Consider the following 16,523-nt stretch of genomic DNA (forward strand, 5'->3'; position numbering starts at 1 on the left):
ACTTAGTTACAGGGAGGCTGCTATGACTGAAACAGCGTATGTAGGCATTATTCGAGCATATGAGATGAGGCGAAACATCCGCTTATGGAGCGGTTCCAGGACTACGACTGGGCCGATGAAGTAACACATGCCGCGTTCGGTCGCAAATGGACGCCGGAGTTATTTGGCGAGGACTTGGACTATGTGCGGCAGGTGGCGGATTTTGATATGGAAGAACGCAAGAAACTATTTGAAGCATGGGCCAAAATAGAAGGGAGCGAAGGAAGATGAGTGAAAAACGAACGTATGATTTTCAAAGACAGATAGAGACTTATGATCGTGCTGATATTGTCGTTATCGGAGGGGGACCTGCGGGAACAGCGGCAGCTATATCTGCGGCAAGAAGAGGCAAGAAAGTCATTTTGCTGGAAAAATCAGGGCAGCTTGGCGGTATGGGTACCTTAGGTAATGTGAGCATTTTTATGCCGATTGGGAACGTTACGGGCATTTACCGTGAGATGATTGCCGATGTGTTGGCCGAATATTTGCCGGAGCATCATGATACGTCCATTGCCCCGCAATATTCGCCCTTTGAACTAAGGCATTATTTAAATGAGAAAATGAAAAAGGAAGGCGTAGAGGTCATCTACCATACCGAATTCGTTGGGGCGGTCAAGAACGGAACTCGCATGGAAGCGGTGATTGCGTCTACACGTGAAGGGTTGAAAGCTTTTGAAGCTAAGCAATTCGTAGACTGTACTGGGGATGCGAGAGTTGCTCTGGATGCCGGGGTGCCGCATACGTCGGGAAGAGACGGGGATGGGCTGACCCAGCCGATGACGCTTATGTTCATGATGCAAAACACAGGCAAACCCGTAACCCCAATCCTGCCGGGAGGCTGCTATTATTATGAAAAAGTATCCGATCTGCCGCAGGGACGCCATCTATATTGGGAGCGCAACAAGGATGGTCAGCTGCTGGTGAACATGACCCGGGTCAAAGGCAACGGCGCGAACATCAAGGACATCAATTACGCGGAAACAGAGGCGCTGAGACAGGTATTCTCCATCGTGCATTATTTGCAGCGGAATGGGTTTGAGACTTATGCGCTTTCCCATGTGGCCAATCAGGTTGGCGTGAGGGAAACGAATCAGATTCAGGGCCTGTACACACTGACTGAGCAGGATGTGGTCAAGGGCCGCCGCTTCCAAGACGTGGTCGCCCAGACGAATTACGAGATCGATATCCACAGTCCAGATGGCAAAAAGACGACCGACGAGCGCAAAGTCAGCGGCTACGATATCCCGTATCGCTGCATGGTGCCCGAAGAGGTGGAGAATCTGCTCGTTGCGGGTCGTTCCATATCCGCTACGCATGTAGCGATGTCTTCTATGCGTGTGCAGCCCACTTGCTATGCGCTGGGGCAGGCAGCGGGGATTGCTGCATCAATTGCTTTGGATGATACCTGCGCTATTCGCGATGTATCTATCGATGCGCTTCATGAGGGACTGCGTGAGATGAACGTTGTTTTTCATAAGCTGGCTTCGTATTCGTAGATAAACATAAAAACCCTGACGGTTCTAACTCCGTCAGGGTTTTTTAGCTACTTTACGCATCCCGCACCGTCCCAGCACCCTATCCACCATACAGCCGACTTTCTACCTACCTGCACAACAAATTTCAAAGCCCTAGCGAAAACTTCGCTAAGGCTTTATTTGAGCGGAACTGTAGTCCCCTATTTTGAGGAAATCGAGCTATTTCTTCACCAAACGGAACTACAGGGTCTTATTCGCCCTCCATGGCACGTTTTTCGGGTGAAACCCGGAAAATAACGGATTGTAGTTCCCCTCCCATGCGGGAAGGACTCATTTTCAACTAAATAACGGCCTGTAGTTCCCCAACTGCCCGATCATGCCAGGGAGCTACCACTTGCTCCACGATGATCATCGCTCTAACAAACGAACATAACGCATTCCAGCGAGCCTAAATATTCTCCCGATCCAGCAAATAAACTTTCACGTTTTTCTTCACGCCAAATTCCTGCGCTTGACTCAAATCGTTCATGAACACATCAATTCGTGAACCGCGAATCGCCGAGCCGATATCCTCGGCTTTGCGAATGCCGATCCCCTCAATGAATACGGTGGAGCCAAGTGGAATGACGGCTGGATCGACGGCAATCGTCCGTCCTTCTTTCGCTTTTAACCCGCTGTAGGTGATGCCGTACGTAGGATGGGAAGCCTTTTTACCTGTCGATTCGAATCCTGCCGTGTAGGCTGTCAATGTGGTGTTGATTACTTTTTTGATGATTTTTGGCTGTGTATTCGTGGCAGTCGCTGCCCCTCCTGAAGGGATATTCAGAGTTTGTCCAATTGATAGCCCGCGCGGATCACTAATCCCGTTGGAAGCCATCAGGTCATTCACATCCACTTCAAAATCACGTGCGATTTTGAACAAGGTATCTCCCCGGTTAACTTGATACTGCGTTGTTGGCGGCACGGTAGTGGTGGTGGTAGTGGTTTCAGGTTCAACAGATGAGGTATTTACTACAAGACTGTAAGATTGCGGTAGATCCGTGAACTCGTCGCTGCTTGGATAGGAATACGCTTTATCTGCAAGCCATAAGCTTACTAACAAAGGAATTGTCAGAGTCGTAAACAAGATTCTTAGAAACATCATAGCTCCTCCTCAAAAAAGTTAATAGAGTTATAGCTACTAGACTCGTCAAATTTCTATTTTTCTATACGTATTCTATGAAAATTCACTAGATTCAAGTGCGTAAAAGGTCCTTTTGCGGGCTTTTTTGCTGTTTACAGACGGATTGGCAAACGTTCGTCCCTACGTGAATACACTATAGCAACAACCTAAAGGAATGATGTTCATGCGCCCAGGATACGGAATGTTCCAACAACAGTCGGCGAAAATGCGGCTCACACCGCAGCTGCGCAAAGCCATAACAATTCTGCAGCTCTCGACACCTGAATTGCTGGAGATTGTTCAGCAGGAGATGAACGAGAATCCAGTATTGGAATACGCCGCCGCTAATGAGCGGATAATCGATGGCGATGCTCCGACTCGGCCTAACCGCAAGAGGGATGGCGATGCTCCTCATGATGCGCTTCACTATGTCGCGTCAAATGAGCTTACCCTTGAAAGGCATCTAAAGGAGCAGTTATTTTTTATGAGTAAAGCGCCGCAAACCGTGCGCCGAATTGTCATTTTTATGATCGGAAATTTGGATAGCAATGGCTATCTGGGTCCTTCAATAGGTGAAATTTCGGATGTAATGAAAGTGGAGCGTGAGCTAGTGGAGCAAGCACTTACGATTCTGCAAAGCTTTGAGCCTGCTGGTGTAGGGGCGAGAAATTTGCAGGAATGCCTGCTATTGCAGGTACAGTCTTTGGCCGAAAGCTTTCCGCTCGTCGCCACACTCATTCGCCATCATCTGAAGGATGTTGCCGACTTTCACATTCATAAGCTATCGCAGCGTTTACAAGCTTCTCCGCAAGAAATTCATGCAGCCGTGGACGTCATCAAGGGGTTGAATCCCAGGCCGGGAGCTGCTTTTCATACAGAAGCCATTCACTACATCATTCCGGAAGTCGTCATTGAGAAGTCAGGCGAAGGGCTTGTGGTGTTCACTCATCAGGCAGCGCTGCCCCGTCTATCGATGAATGGTTATTATGAGCGACTTGTGAAGGAGGGAAAAGATACGAATGAAGCCGCTCGCTTCCTAACCGGCAAATTACAATCAGCGATGTTCTTCTTAAGGTGTCTGGAGCAGCGCCGAAAGACGATTTTTCGTGTGGCTCAGGCCATCGCAGAGGAGCAAAATGAGTTTTTTTGGAAGGGGACGGCCTATCTCAAACCGATGACATTGAAACATATTGCGGATAAGCTCGGTATGCATGAATCGACAGTCAGCCGTGCAACGGCCGGCAAATATGCCCAAACGCCATGGGGCATCTTCGAGCTCAAGCATTTTTTCCCATCGGGCTTGCCCCAAGACTGTGGAGATGCAGCGTCCTCCGAGCGTGTCAAAGCCAGACTAAAGGAGTGGATTCTTAGTGAGAATCCTGCTAAGCCCTACTCGGATCTTAAGCTGGCTGCGCTGCTGAACCAGGAGGGCATCCAGATTTCACGCCGCACGGTGACGAAATATCGGGAGGAGCTAGGCATTTCTTCTTCCCTGAGAAGGAAACGCATATAGTTAACCTAGAGGGTCATGGCCCGATCAAGGTTTTGGCCCACAAATTCATATCCTCATATTTATCGTAGATATCGCAGTTTTTCGTCAGCCTGCCGTAATACCCATAGCCCATTTGATAGAAAACGGCATTCATGCCGAAGGAAAGTGCTCTGGACAGCGAGTATGCGCAGGTAATCTGGCGAGCAATCAATTCATCCTCCAAAGCATACATCAAAAGCCGCATGAGCCCTTTGTTGCGGAAGGCAGGCAGTGTGGCGCAATCGGTCATCTCTGCATTGGCGTACACCGTGTTGATTTCAGCGGAAGCAGCGCTAATGAGCTCATCTTGCGATTCGACGAGATAATAAATCGTCCCCTCCAGCATGGTTTTTGCAACATAGAGAGGATCATTCATGGGTGTTGGGTAGGTTTGGAAAATCTGGCTGTACAAATGTGACAGCTGCTCAGCATCTTTGGGCAAGGCTAATCGCAGAGTAAAAGATTCCGGTACAACGGGCCGTGAAGGCTTACGAGAAAGCGCTAGCACCTGGCGCATAATGCAATCCTCTTCCATCCAATAATCGCTGCTCCGCCGCCCCAGATCGTAATAAATTGCCATACAGTAAGCATCCTTGCCTTGAAAATATCCTTTATAAATGCCCTCCAGCATGCAGCCTTTTCCTAAAAAAGTTTGCCAATCCTGCTCCCGCGATTTGATGAAAACCTTGGTTAGCGCATGGCTTTTGGCTACTTCAGCTATTCGCTCGTAGATGGCAGTAACATTACCTTGATAGTCGTCAACCCGCAGYCTTTTGTTCATGAAATCGAGGTAAAAGCTTACCTTGTAATCGCTGCCGCTTTCAACTTCCATGCGGGATGTTGGCCGATCATTTGGCATTTCGCAGTCCCCCTTCTTCTTAACATGGTTATATGCTTTGATCCGTAAGATTAGCCTTGCAATAGTTTGCATTGCCGATCCAAAGTTGGCACGTATTTTGCTTCGTAATTAGGCAGCAGTAGTTGCACAACTCATAAAGGAGGCTGAGAGCTTATGCCGTGCATGTGGTGTGAGACGGAAGATGTCCGTGAAGGGGTAAAAGATTGCTATTGGATCATGCCGGACGGAAGGATGGCTGTACAGATTTTGAACGTACCCGCGATTGAATGCGCTAATTGCCGAACGTATGTGCTCGAAGGCACGGCCCAGCAGATCGAAGAGATGCTGTATTGGCATGATGTTTCTGCGCTTGGAAGCTCCTTTCACTATGACGAATTGATGAAAGCTCCTCGGGTCAAGAATATGTTCCTCAAATAAAAGTGATGGCTGATCAGTGGGGGTGCCTTATGGGGCGGGAGCATTTAATCAAGCCGGTTTTGGATCATCCTTATCCCACGATTCAATATGGAAAAGGGGTGTTCCTTTACGATGACCAGGGCAAAGCTTATCTGGACGCATCGTCTGGGGCAGTGACGGCCGGCATCGGGCACGGCGTGCAAGACATCATCGATGCGATGATGGAGCAAGCGAATAAGGTTTCTTTTGTGTACCGTTCACAGTTCACAAGTGAACCGGCAGAGAAACTGGCGAAGAAGCTGAGCGATTTGGCGCCAGGCGGCGACTACTGGTCCTTCTTCGTGAACAGCGGCTCTGAAGCGACAGAAACTGCGATGAAGATTGCCATTCAGCATTGGCAAGAGAAGGGCCGCTTCGGGAAGAACAAGGTGATATCACGCAGAATGAGCTATCACGGCATCACAATGGGCGCTCTTTCGATGTCCGGTCATGTACTTAGACGAAGGCGGTTTATACCGCTATTAGAGGATTTCCCGGTCGTTGCTCCCGCCTATTGCTACCGGTGTCCGTTCAAGATGAATGCAGCTTCTTGCAAGCTGGCGTGCGCAGATGACTTGGAAACAGCGATTAAACGAATCGGCGCTGAGCATATTGCCGCCTTCATTGCGGAGCCCATTGTTGGGGCAGCCGGAGGGGCGATTGTGCCGCCTGCGGGCTATTTTAAGAAAATCAAGGAGATTTGTGATCGCTATGAGATTTTATTTATCGCCGATGAGGTGATGACCGGTATCGCTCGGACGGGTGAAATGTTTGGTATGCAGCACGATGGCGTAGAGCCCGATCTGATTGCGCTCGGGAAAGGCTTGAGCGCCGGCTACACACCAATGGCCGCCACGATGGTGAAGGATCATGTGATGGCGCCCATTTTGCAGGGCTCCAAAAGTATAATGGCCGGCCATACTTACAGCGCTAATCCGCAGTCAGCCGCCATTTCGTTGGCCGTACTGGACTACGTTGAGAAGCATCAACTCGCACAATCTGCTCGAAGTAAGGGGGCTTATCTACTAGCTAAGCTGCGTGAAATGGCGGATAACCTCGAAATCATTGGCGATGTCAGGGGGAGAGGATTACTTCTGGCCCTTGAATTCGTTCGGAATCGCGACGATAAAACGATGTTTCCGCCTGCTATGGGCATTGCTTCCCGAATCATAGATAAAGCCTTTCACAAAGGCTTGCTCGTGTATCCCGCAGCTGGCGCTGTGGATGGGGCAGGGGACGCCATTATTGTGGCGCCACCTCTGGTAATTACTGAAGCGGAAATCGATCAGCTCGCACAGCTTTTGGAGGAAGCCATTCGCGAAGTCATGGGTGAGTTGTCTAGAGAGTCGGCAGGAGGTGGCAAGGATGGAGAAATCTGAGCTGAGCAAAGTGAAGAGCTTGGAAGAGGCGCTTCATGCGATTAACGACGGCTGTACCCTAATGTACGGCGGCTTTGGCGGTATCGGAACCCCTCCGACGCTAATCGATGGCCTTTTAAACAAAGGGGTCAAAGACTTAACGATTATCGGCAACGACACCGGTTTTCCTCATATTGGGATTGGCCGTTTAGTGACCGCTGGACGGGTCAAGAAGGTGATTGCCTCCCATATCGGCTCCAATCCTAACGCTGGTCAAATGATGGAGGAGGGCTCCATGGAGGTCGTCTTTTATCCACAAGGTACGCTGGCGGAGAAAATTCGGGCAGGCGGCGTAGGCCTCGGAGGCATTCTGGTGGACGTTGGTGTCGGGACGATGATGGGGGAAGGCAGGGAGACGGTATTGATCGACGAGCGAACGTATTTGGTGGAGCCAGCTCTGACGGCTGATGTGGCAATTGTACATGCTTTGAAGGCAGATCCCTACGGCAATCTTGTTTATGATAAAAGCGGTAGAAATTACAATCCGCTCGTGGCGATGGCCGGGACCTTGACCATTGCCGAGGTCGATGAAATTGTGCCACTTGGCGCGCTGGACCCCGAAAGTATTGTCACACCGGGCATTTTCGTCGACATGGTGATCCTCAGCAAAGGAGTGAATTGGCAATGGGTATGGGAAAAGAAAACCGTGACCGAATAGCGAAGCGGGCCGCTCAGGAATTAAAAAACGGCATGGTCGTCAATTTGGGAATTGGCATCCCAACCCAGGTTGCGGACTATGTGCCGGAGGGGGTGCAGATTGTTTTTCATGCGGAAAATGGCATCTTGTACGCAGGCGGAGCACCGAACCCGGGGGAGGAAGACGCGTTTCTCTGTAACGCGGGTGGGCTTCCGGTCACCATAGCCGATGGAGCCTCTTATTGCGACAGTTCCATTGCTTTTGCCATGATTCGCAAGGGCTGCATTGATATTACGATCCTTGGGGCTCTAGAGGTTAGCGAACGCGGCGATCTGGCGAATTGGATCGTGCCTGGTAAGCGAGTGGCCGGCATCGGTGGGGCGATGGAGCTTGCGCAAAAAGCGAAGAAAGTCATCGTGCTCATGAACCATGTCAATCGGCAGGGGGAATCCAAAGTGAAGAAGCAGTGCGACTTGCCACTGACTGCCAGGGCTTGCGTGAAGCTGATTATTACGGAAATGGCCGTGATGGAAGTGGCTGAACATGGCTTGCTTTTGAAGGAGATCATGTCTCCTTATACCGTTGATGACGTTGTCCGCCATACCGAAGCGGCTTTGATCATTCCTGAGCATATTACCTACATTCCATAATGGAAAGTGAACCATAAGGAGGGAATTCCTTTGCCGAATCCGAAGGCTGAACTGCCAGAGCGAATTCATGAGTGGATCACGCTTCATCGTGACGCAGGGACCGCACTGCTGCAGCAAATGGTCCGAATTGCAAGCACACAAGGCAACGAGAGGGAGGTTCAACTGCTCGTTGCCGATCAGCTGCGGGGTATGAGAATGGATGTGGATATGTGGGAACCGGACGGAGAAGAGCTTGCGGATCATCCGTATTTTTGTTCACCACGGAGCTGTTTTGCAGGTAGTCCCAATGTTGTGGGAGTTAGGAAGGGAACAGGAGGGGGACGTTCCATCCTGCTGAACGGTCATGTGGACGTTGTGCCGGAAGGCCAGCGGAATCAGTGGACGCACGATCCTTATAGCGGTGAAGTGGTTGACGGCAAGCTGTACGGACGTGGATCAACGGATATGAAAGGCGGCAATACAGCGCTTTTACTTGCTCTTGGGGCTATTCAGGGTTTAGGGCTGAAGCTGAAGGGCGATGTTATTTTTCAAAGCGTGGTGGAAGAAGAAAGCGGTGGTGCCGGCACGTTGGCGGCTATTCTAAGAGGTTACCGGGCTGACGCAGCTCTAATTCCGGAACCTACAAATTTCCGCATTTTCCCCAAACAGCAGGGCTCGATGTGGTTCCGAATTGAAGTCAAAGGGCGCTCGGCGCATGGCGGAACAAGGTACGAAGGCGTTAGCGCTATCGAGAAAAGCGTCAAGGTCATCCAGCATATCCTAGAGCTTGAGAAGGAGAGGAATGTTCAGATCTCAGATCCGCTGTACGCGAATAACCCCATTCCGATCCCCATTAATCTGGGTGTCATTCAAGGCGGGAATTGGCCTTCGTCTGTGCCAGATACCGTAAAACTGGAGGGGCGCATGGGGGTTGCTCCTGAGGAGATGCTGCAGGATGCCAAGGAGGAAATGCTGAAGTGGTTGGAGCAGCTGAAGGAAGTTGATCCCTGGTTTGCCGAGCATCCGCCTGAACTGGAGTGGTTTGGGGCGCAATGGGTTTCGGGCAGCGTTGACCCAGAGCACCCTTTGATGCAAGTGCTTATGCAGCAATTTCGCGCCGTAAAGCAAGAGGAGCCCATCATCGAGGCATCGCCTTGGGGCACGGATGGCGGCTTGCTCACGCAACTGGGTGAGACGCCTTGCATTGTTTTCGGCCCGGGGATTACACAAGTGGCGCACTACCCGAATGAGCACATTGTGCTGGAGGACGTGTTCACGGCTGCTGAGATTATCGCGCTAACCTTGATTGACTGGTGCGGTTTTGACAGAATGGAGGCATAGGCGATGGATGTGCACGAGAGAAGGACGAAGTCCATTGAAATGAAGACCTCTCTGCCGGGGCCGGAAGCTCAGAAGCTGCTGGAGCGGCGTATAGCGAGCATTCCGCGAGGGCCGTTCAATACCGTACCTACCTTTGCGGCAAAAGGGGAAGGAGCCCTGCTCACCGATGTCGATGGGAATACGTTTATCGATTTTGCTGGGGCGATCGGTTCTTTAAATGTCGGCCATTGCCCGCCTAAAGTGGTGGAAGCGCTGAAGGCGCAGCTGGACAACTATTTGCATCCGTGTTTTCATGTGATGATGTATGAGCCCTATGTGGCTCTTGCTGAGAAATTAAACGAATTGACGCCGGGCGATTATGAGAAAAAAACGTTTTTTTTGAACAGTGGGGCGGAAGCTGTTGAAAATGCCGTGAAAATCGCACGTAAATATACAGGGCGCAAAGCCATTATTTCCTTCGAGCGCGGCTTTCACGGGAGAACCTACATGGCGATGTCGCTCACGAGTAAAGTGAAACCTTACAAAAATGGCTTCGGTCCTTTTGCACCCGACACCTATAAAATGCCTTATCCCTACTACTACCGTGCTCCGGGCGGCATGTCTGCGGATGAGCTTGATGCTTACATTTTGCAGAGGTTTGATGATTTTTTCTTGTCTGAGGTTCCGGGGGAGGACGTCGCTGCCGTGATTCTGGAGCCGGTTCAAGGCGAAGGGGGTTTTGTCATCCCTTCTACGCGTTTCATTCAAGGGGTCAAAGCCATTTGTGAGAAATACGGGATTCTGCTTATCGCCGATGAAGTGCAGACAGGTTTTGGGCGTACGGGTAAAATGTTTGCGATGGAGCACCACGGCGTTGTGCCGGATCTCATGACGATGTCCAAATCAATTGCGGCGGGTCTCCCCATCAGCGCTGTGACTGGTCGGGCCGAAATGATGGATGCCCCCGGCGTTGGGGAAATTGGGGGGACTTATGGCGGCAGCCCGCTTGGCTGCGCTGCTGCTCTGCAAGTTATTGAGATGCTAGTGACCGAGCGTCTGGCTGAAAGAGCTATCGTGATCGGTGCAGCCGTCACGGAGCGTTTTGGGCGGCTGCAGCAGGAATTCAGCTTCATCGGAGATGTGCGCACATTGGGCGCTATGAGTGCTATCGAGGTAGTGAAAGATCCAGCGAGCCGGGCACCGGATAAGGAGCTGACGGCTCGGATTTTGCAGGAGGCGCATCAGCATGGCGTAATCGTGATGAGCGCTGGCATTTACGGTAATGTGATTCGTATCTTAAGCCCGCTAGTGATCACAGATGAGCAGCTTGCTGAGGGCCTTGATGTGTTGGAGGCGGCGTTCAGGGCTTGCGGCGGTTAGAAAAGGGGAAACAGCATGAAAAAGCATTTATTCATAGAGGGCCGATGGGTAGAAGCCGGCGAATATCGGCCTTTATTTGCACCTTACAGCGGTGAACAGATTGCCGAGATTGCCTACGCAGGGGCGGCTGAAGTACAGCACGCGCTGGATACGGCTGAACGAGCCAGACCTTTGATGGCGCGTATGCCCGCCCATGAACGCGCTGCGATATTAGAGCGGCTGGCGGCCTTGATCAGCGAGAAGGCGGATGAATGCGCTCGAATTATCGCGCTTGAAGCAGCGAAGCCGCTGAAAACGGCGAAGCTTGAAGTGGAGCGAACCATCGCAACGTACAAGTTCGCTGCGGAAGAGGCGAAGCGGATTCACGGCGAAACGATTCCGATGGATGCAGCGCCTGGCGGGGAGGACCGTGTGGCGTATACGATCCGCCAGCCATTGGGCGTTATTGCGGCGATAACACCGTTTAACTTTCCGATGAATTTGGTTGCGCATAAAGTGGGGCCTGCGCTTGCTGCGGGCAACACGATTGTTTTGAAGCCGGCAGGACAGACGCCGCTGTCGGCGTTGTTACTGGCGGAGCTTCTGCAGCAGGCAGGGCTTCCCGCAGGGGCGCTGAATGTTGTAACCGGGAGCGGGAGCGCTATAGGCGATCTGCTGGTGATGGATGCGAGAGTGAAGGCGGTTACCTTCACGGGAAGCCCTGAGGTCGGGATTGCCATACGCAGTAAGGCAGGTCTTAAGAAAGTGATTTTAGAATTAGGCTCCAATTCTGCGCTCATAGTGGATCAAGGGACGGATGTGGACAGCATGATCGCGCGGGCAGTTACGGGGGCTTTTTCCTATGCTGGCCAGGTATGCATTTCTATTCAGCGAATCTACGTGCATGAGCAGCTGTTTGATGAATTTGTCTCGAAATTCGTCAAACAGACGAAGCTGCTTCAATTAGGCGATCCGCTTGATCTCGAGACGGATGTGTCGGCTGTTATCGCTCCGCGTGATGCTGAGCGGGCGTTGGCGTGGATCGCAGATGCCGAGCAATCCGGCGCTCTTGTGGCGACTGGCAACAAGAAGGAGGGGAATGTCGTTCATCCGACAGTCCTGCTGCATGTTGCAGCGGCGAGCAGCATCTCCTGTAGGGAGGCTTTTGCTCCCGTTGTGATGATCAATAAAATCGCCTCCGTTGAGGAGGGGATAACGCTGGTTAATGACTCCCGGTACGGGTTGCAAGCGGGGATCTATACGCAAAATATCCGGACAGCGTTCGCCGCTGCCGAAGCGTTGGAGGTGGGGGGCGTCATGATTAATGACATTCCCACCTTCCGCGTGGACCAAATGCCGTATGGCGGCGTTAAGGAGAGCGGCACAGGACGCGAAGGCGTGAAATACGCCGTGGAGGAGCTGACGGAGCTGAAGCTGATTTGTTTTAAAAAATAGCGCTGGCTGCTCAGGTCGGCCTGTCCGTTTCCATAAAAACGAGGCGGGTTTGTGACCTCCGCCATGCGTCGGCTACAACGCGCGTCCAGGAAAATGAAGGGGAGCCAACTAAGTAGAATGTTCTACTTGGCGGGCATCCCCTTTATTGTTTTCTCTGGCGCAATACTGCAACACTTGTGCGTGAAAGGGAACTACAGGGCGCTAATTGAGCGAAATAGTCCGAATTCAGCATCTGCAGGAACTACAGGCCCTTATTTGCCCTGAAATGGCTAGATTTCAGCCGGAAATGGCGAAATAGCGTCCTGTAGTTCCGCCCGGCGCGCCATAGACCGCTTTCTTGCAGAATAGAGGCCTGTAGTTCCCCAGCTCCTACTTGGGGCATCCCCATATAGTTTCTTCTGGCGCAATAATGCAACATTTGTGCGTGATGGAACTACAGGCCCGCTGCCCGCCTCCGCTCATGGCTCTCCGCTCTCCGCCCCTGGCTTTCGCCTCGGTCCGCCTCCGCTCATGGCTCTCCGCTCTCCGCCCCTGGTTTTCGCCTCGGTCCGCCTCCGCTCATGGCTCTCCGCTCTCCGCCCCTGGCTTTCGCCTCGGTCTGCACTCAGCCCTCCACACTCGGCTCCTCGCCCGCACCAGGCGCCTCCGACGGGCCGCCTTCCACAGCGCCAGCCTTGCTCTCCTTCTGCTGCGCCTTCATCAGCTTATCCTTCATTTCATCCCGCTTAGTCCGGCGATCCTTCAAAGAGGCATGCTCTGGCGCCTCCGAGTAGGCTTTTCTTCTGCCGATCCGGTGCAAATTTTCTGGCACTAAGTTGAATTTTTCATCTTTCATAAGCGCGATGATACCCGTGCTTTCCGGCTGCTTCTCAATCCCGTAGATTTCGTTGAAATACTCATCCGCCCGGCCCGGCACATAGTTCTTGGGCTCTGGGTACCCGACAATGACGCCCTCGTAGTTGCGCAAAATCACCTTATCTTGGCTCTGCGAGATCAAATAGTTTGGTTGAAGCGCAATTTTACCGCCGCCGCCGGGAGCATCAACAACGAAGGTAGGCACCGCATAGCCAGACGTATGTCCACGCAGTGCTTCGATAATTTCAAGCCCCTTGGATACCGGTGCCCGGAAATGGCCGATGCCTTCGGACAAATCACATTGGTAGATGTAATAAGGGCGCACGCGTATTTTTACAAGATCATGCATGAGCTTTTTCATAATATAGGTGCTGTCATTGATGCCCGCCAGAATCACCGACTGATTGCCAAGCGGAACACCCGCATCAGCGAGCATGGCGCATGATTTCTTCGCTTCTTCCGTCATTTCCAGAGGATGGTTGAAATGCGTATTGAGCCAGACGGGGTGATACTTTTTGATGATGGAACACAAATGCTCCGTAATCCGCTGCGGAAAAACAACCGGTGCCCTCGTACCAATCCGGATGATTTCCACATGGGGAATCGCCCGCAAATTTTTCAGTATATATTCCAAAATATTGTCATTGATCAGCAGCCCATCCCCACCAGATAGCAGTACGTCGCGCACTTCAGGCRTATTCCGGATATACGCAATCGCGTCATCCAACTGTTTTTTGGGAACACCCATGCCCACTTGACCGGAGAATCGGCGGCGCGTGCAGTAACGGCAGTACATGGAGCACTGATTGGTAACAAGGAAGAGCACCYGATCCGGATAACGATGCGTCAAACCAGGCGTAGGAGAGTCCTCATCCTCGTGCAGAGGGTCCTCCAGATCATATTTTGTTTTCAGTAATTCGGCGGAAACAGGGACAGATTGCATACGAATCGGGCATCTCGGATCATCAGGATTCATCAGGGATGCATAGTAGGGGGTAATATTCAAAGGGATCGTTTGCGTTGAGATACGCACGCCCTCTTCTTCTTCAGGGGTTAGATTTACGACTTTTTTCAAATCATCCAAGGAACGAATGGTATGTGTCAGCTGCCAAAGCCAATCATTCCACTGCTCATCCGTGACGTTTTTCCATAGCGCAACTTGCTTCCAGTGACGTCGTTCCATAATGGCACCTCCAGTATTGATGTTTGCTCAGTAATAGAAGATGCAAAAAGCATGCCAACATTTCCTCACGACAAAAGGAAAACGCAAAAAAGACTCCTTGCGGAGTCTGACAGACTAAGGTTTTCTCACGATGCCGTAGCGATTAAGCTTATATTGCAGGGCTTGGCGCTTGATGCCGAGAGCTTGAGCGGTGAGGGTGATATTGTACTGGTGGTGAGTGAGCGCGGTTACAATCGCTTCTTTCTCCAGCTGCTTCACCTTATCGGTTAATCCGGGTGAGATCACCGACTTCTCATCCTGCTGCTCCAATCGAAACGTTTTGTTCCCCGTGATCGAAGCGGGAAGGTGAGCTTCTTCAATGATTTCGCATTCCAGCTCCATCATATTATACGTCGATTCGATCGCGTGGCTCAGCTCGCGAATATTTCCCGGCCAGTGATAGTCAAGCAAACGCTGCATGGCTGCTGGCGCCATACCCGTAATTTTCATGCCAAACAGGTCATTAAAGGTATCTATAAAATGATTCGTCAAAATCGGAATATCCTCTTTGCGACCAGCGAGCGGAGGAAGCGTTAGATTTACGACATTCAGCCTGTAAAAAAGATCGCTGCGCAAGTGCCTCTTATCCAAGGCATCCTTGGGATCAATGTTCATGGCTGTAATGATACGGACATCCACCTGCTGCTCCTGTGTGCCCCCAACCCGGCGAACAAGCCCGTCCTGCAGCACACGCAGCAGTTTGGCCTGCAGAACTAAATCCAAGCTGTTCAATTCATCGAGAAAAAGCGTTCCGCCATTCGCCTGTTCAAATAAACCTGCACGATCGATGGCCCCTGTGAATGCGCCCCTTGCCGTTCCGAACATGATGCCCTCCATAAGCTCGTTGGGGACAGCTGCACAATTTTGCGCAATAAAAAGACGGCTTCTGCGAGCCCCGGCATTATGGATGCTCTGGGCTACCAATTCTTTTCCCGTGCCGGTGGGGCCGCATATTAGGACAGGCGAGCTTGTACGCGATGCTTTTTTGGCAAAAGAAATCGTCTGAAGGAAGGCCTCGTTACTGCCGATTAAATCGCTGAAATGATATCGGGCGGAGCTCGCGTGCTTTTTATCTTTGGAGGGGGACTCGTAAATTTGATGCCGAAGGTCTAGAATTTGATCGTGGAGATGAACGATACTTGTAATATCTTTGGCCACCTCGAGAGCGCCGATAATTCCTCCATTTTCCAGGAGCGGGTACGTGCTGTTAATTGTGGTGATTCTTTTGCCAGTGACGCTGACATACGTTTGGATTTTCTCGCGGATTTCTATACCCGTTTGCAAAACCTTCATGAAGGTGCTCGTATCGTTGGTTAGAGAAGGGAACAGCTCAAAAAAATTTTTCCCGACAACCTGCTCACGCTTCAGCCCATCTGTTTCTGCCATCTTATCATTATAGAAAATAGTGATTCCCTCGCGATCAATGAGATGAACACCGACATCAATGATATTCAGCATTTTTTCAAAATAAGCCGATCCATGCTCGTTCTGCCCGGACATTATGCACACCCCCTCACGTTAGGATGGTTCCGTGATTCACTTAACATTTTATGCCGGCGGGAGCTGAATATGACCTGGAAAACGCAAAAAGCCGAAGGGACATGTCCCTTAACGGCTTTGGCTGTTAGGTATGAGTTCAATTAATGAGACATGGCGGTTCCAATTAATTTCAGATACAAAATGTCGCCTGTTTTTGCCCACATCAGAAAATGGTAGCGATTGAGCAGGACGTTCTTTTTCATGTCAGTCTTCATATGCAGCACCTCCTTTTTGTTAGTAGAAGAATTAATAGAGTAATAGATACTAGATTTGACCAAATCATAGAATTATATACATCAGGGATTGATAGCTTGAAAAAAAGCGGTAGAAATGTAAAGATGCGTTATATAGGATGAGGGTAGAAGGGAATGTGACCGTAATGTCAGAAAAACGATTAGCTGTATTAGAAGTACATATTGAACAGGCTGGTTATGACGAGGTTCCGGATATTATAAAAAACATCCATTTTGAGGTGCGGCAAGGTGAACTTGTAGGTCTGTTAGGTCCCAATGGAGCTGGCAAAAGCACGACGATCAAGAGCCTCCTAGGTTTGTTGAAGGATTTCAAAGGGAAGATCTCCTTTATGGG

The 16,523-nt window shown here is 51.0% G+C and carries 15 protein-coding genes; 11 read left to right on the top strand and 4 right to left on the bottom strand.

The features are described 5' to 3' along the window. Positions 1–84 precede the first annotated feature (84 nt). Both AC1DUA_RS00765 and AC1DUA_RS00770 read left to right on the top strand, forming a co-directional pair. Entirely contained in the window at positions 85–270 is a 186-nt protein-coding gene (locus tag AC1DUA_RS00765; RefSeq protein ID WP_477497904.1) for a hypothetical protein, read from the top strand. Further along, entirely contained in the window at positions 267–1,535 is a 1,269-nt protein-coding gene (locus AC1DUA_RS00770; protein WP_477497905.1) for an FAD-dependent oxidoreductase, read from the top strand. Before AC1DUA_RS00765 ends, AC1DUA_RS00770 begins: the two co-directional genes overlap by 4 nt. Before the next feature lie 427 nt (positions 1,536–1,962). Here the strand turns inward: AC1DUA_RS00770 and AC1DUA_RS00775 are convergent, their stop codons facing one another. Beyond that, the gene (locus AC1DUA_RS00775; protein WP_477497906.1) at positions 1,963–2,658 is read right to left on the bottom strand and encodes a 3D domain-containing protein; all 696 of its coding nucleotides are present in this window, start codon (positions 2,656–2,658) and stop codon (positions 1,963–1,965) included. 202 nt (positions 2,659–2,860) lie between these two features. Here AC1DUA_RS00775 and rpoN point away from each other — a divergent pair, with 202 nt between their 5' ends. Further along, complete coding sequence (gene rpoN / locus AC1DUA_RS00780) at positions 2,861–4,189, top strand: RNA polymerase factor sigma-54 (protein WP_477497907.1); 1,329 nt, start codon at positions 2,861–2,863, stop codon at positions 4,187–4,189. Positions 4,190–4,202: 13 nt separating this feature from the next. On the opposite strand, the gene ablB is transcribed toward rpoN, so the two are convergent. Next, positions 4,203–5,066, bottom strand: a complete 864-nt coding sequence (ablB, locus tag AC1DUA_RS00785) for a putative beta-lysine N-acetyltransferase (protein WP_477497908.1) — start codon at positions 5,064–5,066, stop codon at positions 4,203–4,205. Between the two features lie 153 nt (positions 5,067–5,219). Here ablB and AC1DUA_RS00790 point away from each other — a divergent pair, with 153 nt between their 5' ends. From AC1DUA_RS00790 to AC1DUA_RS00820, 7 genes are read left to right on the top strand one after another with little or no spacing between them, the layout of a single operon-like run. Next, positions 5,220–5,483, top strand: a complete 264-nt coding sequence (locus AC1DUA_RS00790) for a YokU family protein (RefSeq protein WP_477497909.1) — start codon at positions 5,220–5,222, stop codon at positions 5,481–5,483. A gap of 29 nt (positions 5,484–5,512) precedes the next feature. Then, entirely contained in the window at positions 5,513–6,880 is a 1,368-nt protein-coding gene (locus tag AC1DUA_RS00795; RefSeq protein ID WP_477497910.1) for an aspartate aminotransferase family protein, read from the top strand. Further along, on the top strand, positions 6,867–7,577 hold the full coding sequence (locus AC1DUA_RS00800; RefSeq protein ID WP_477497911.1) for a CoA transferase subunit A: 711 nt from the start codon (positions 6,867–6,869) through the stop codon (positions 7,575–7,577). Before AC1DUA_RS00795 ends, AC1DUA_RS00800 begins: the two co-directional genes overlap by 14 nt. After that, entirely contained in the window at positions 7,544–8,206 is a 663-nt protein-coding gene (locus tag AC1DUA_RS00805) for a 3-oxoacid CoA-transferase subunit B (RefSeq protein WP_477497912.1), read from the top strand. The genes AC1DUA_RS00800 and AC1DUA_RS00805 overlap by 34 nt, the downstream gene beginning before the upstream one ends. Positions 8,207–8,257: 51 nt before the next feature. After that, positions 8,258–9,526 carry a peptidase gene (locus tag AC1DUA_RS00810; RefSeq protein ID WP_477497920.1) on the top strand — a complete coding sequence of 423 codons (1,269 nt, stop codon included), beginning with the start codon at positions 8,258–8,260 and terminating at the stop codon, positions 9,524–9,526. A gap of 3 nt (positions 9,527–9,529) precedes the next feature. Further along, on the top strand, positions 9,530–10,885 hold the full coding sequence (gene gabT / locus AC1DUA_RS00815; RefSeq protein ID WP_477497913.1) for a 4-aminobutyrate--2-oxoglutarate transaminase: 1,356 nt from the start codon (positions 9,530–9,532) through the stop codon (positions 10,883–10,885). Between the two features lie 15 nt (positions 10,886–10,900). Beyond that, positions 10,901–12,319 (top strand): aldehyde dehydrogenase family protein, encoded by a 1,419-nt coding sequence (locus AC1DUA_RS00820; protein ID WP_477497914.1) that lies wholly within the window; start codon positions 10,901–10,903, stop codon positions 12,317–12,319. A gap of 604 nt (positions 12,320–12,923) precedes the next feature. On the opposite strand, the gene kamA is transcribed toward AC1DUA_RS00820, so the two are convergent. Next, positions 12,924–14,357 carry a lysine 2,3-aminomutase gene (kamA, locus tag AC1DUA_RS00825; protein ID WP_477497915.1) on the bottom strand — a complete coding sequence of 478 codons (1,434 nt, stop codon included), beginning with the start codon at positions 14,355–14,357 and terminating at the stop codon, positions 12,924–12,926. 114 nt (positions 14,358–14,471) lie between these two features. Beyond that, positions 14,472–15,896, bottom strand: a complete 1,425-nt coding sequence (locus AC1DUA_RS00830) for a sigma-54 interaction domain-containing protein (RefSeq protein ID WP_477497916.1) — start codon at positions 15,894–15,896, stop codon at positions 14,472–14,474. A gap of 418 nt (positions 15,897–16,314) precedes the next feature. On the opposite strand from AC1DUA_RS00830, the gene AC1DUA_RS00835 reads away from it, so the two are divergent. Next, positions 16,315–16,523 (top strand): ATP-binding cassette domain-containing protein (locus AC1DUA_RS00835; protein WP_477497917.1); only part of this gene is annotated, 209 nt, incomplete at its 3' end.

The organism is Paenibacillus sp. 01T422 (genome assembly GCF_056398785.1).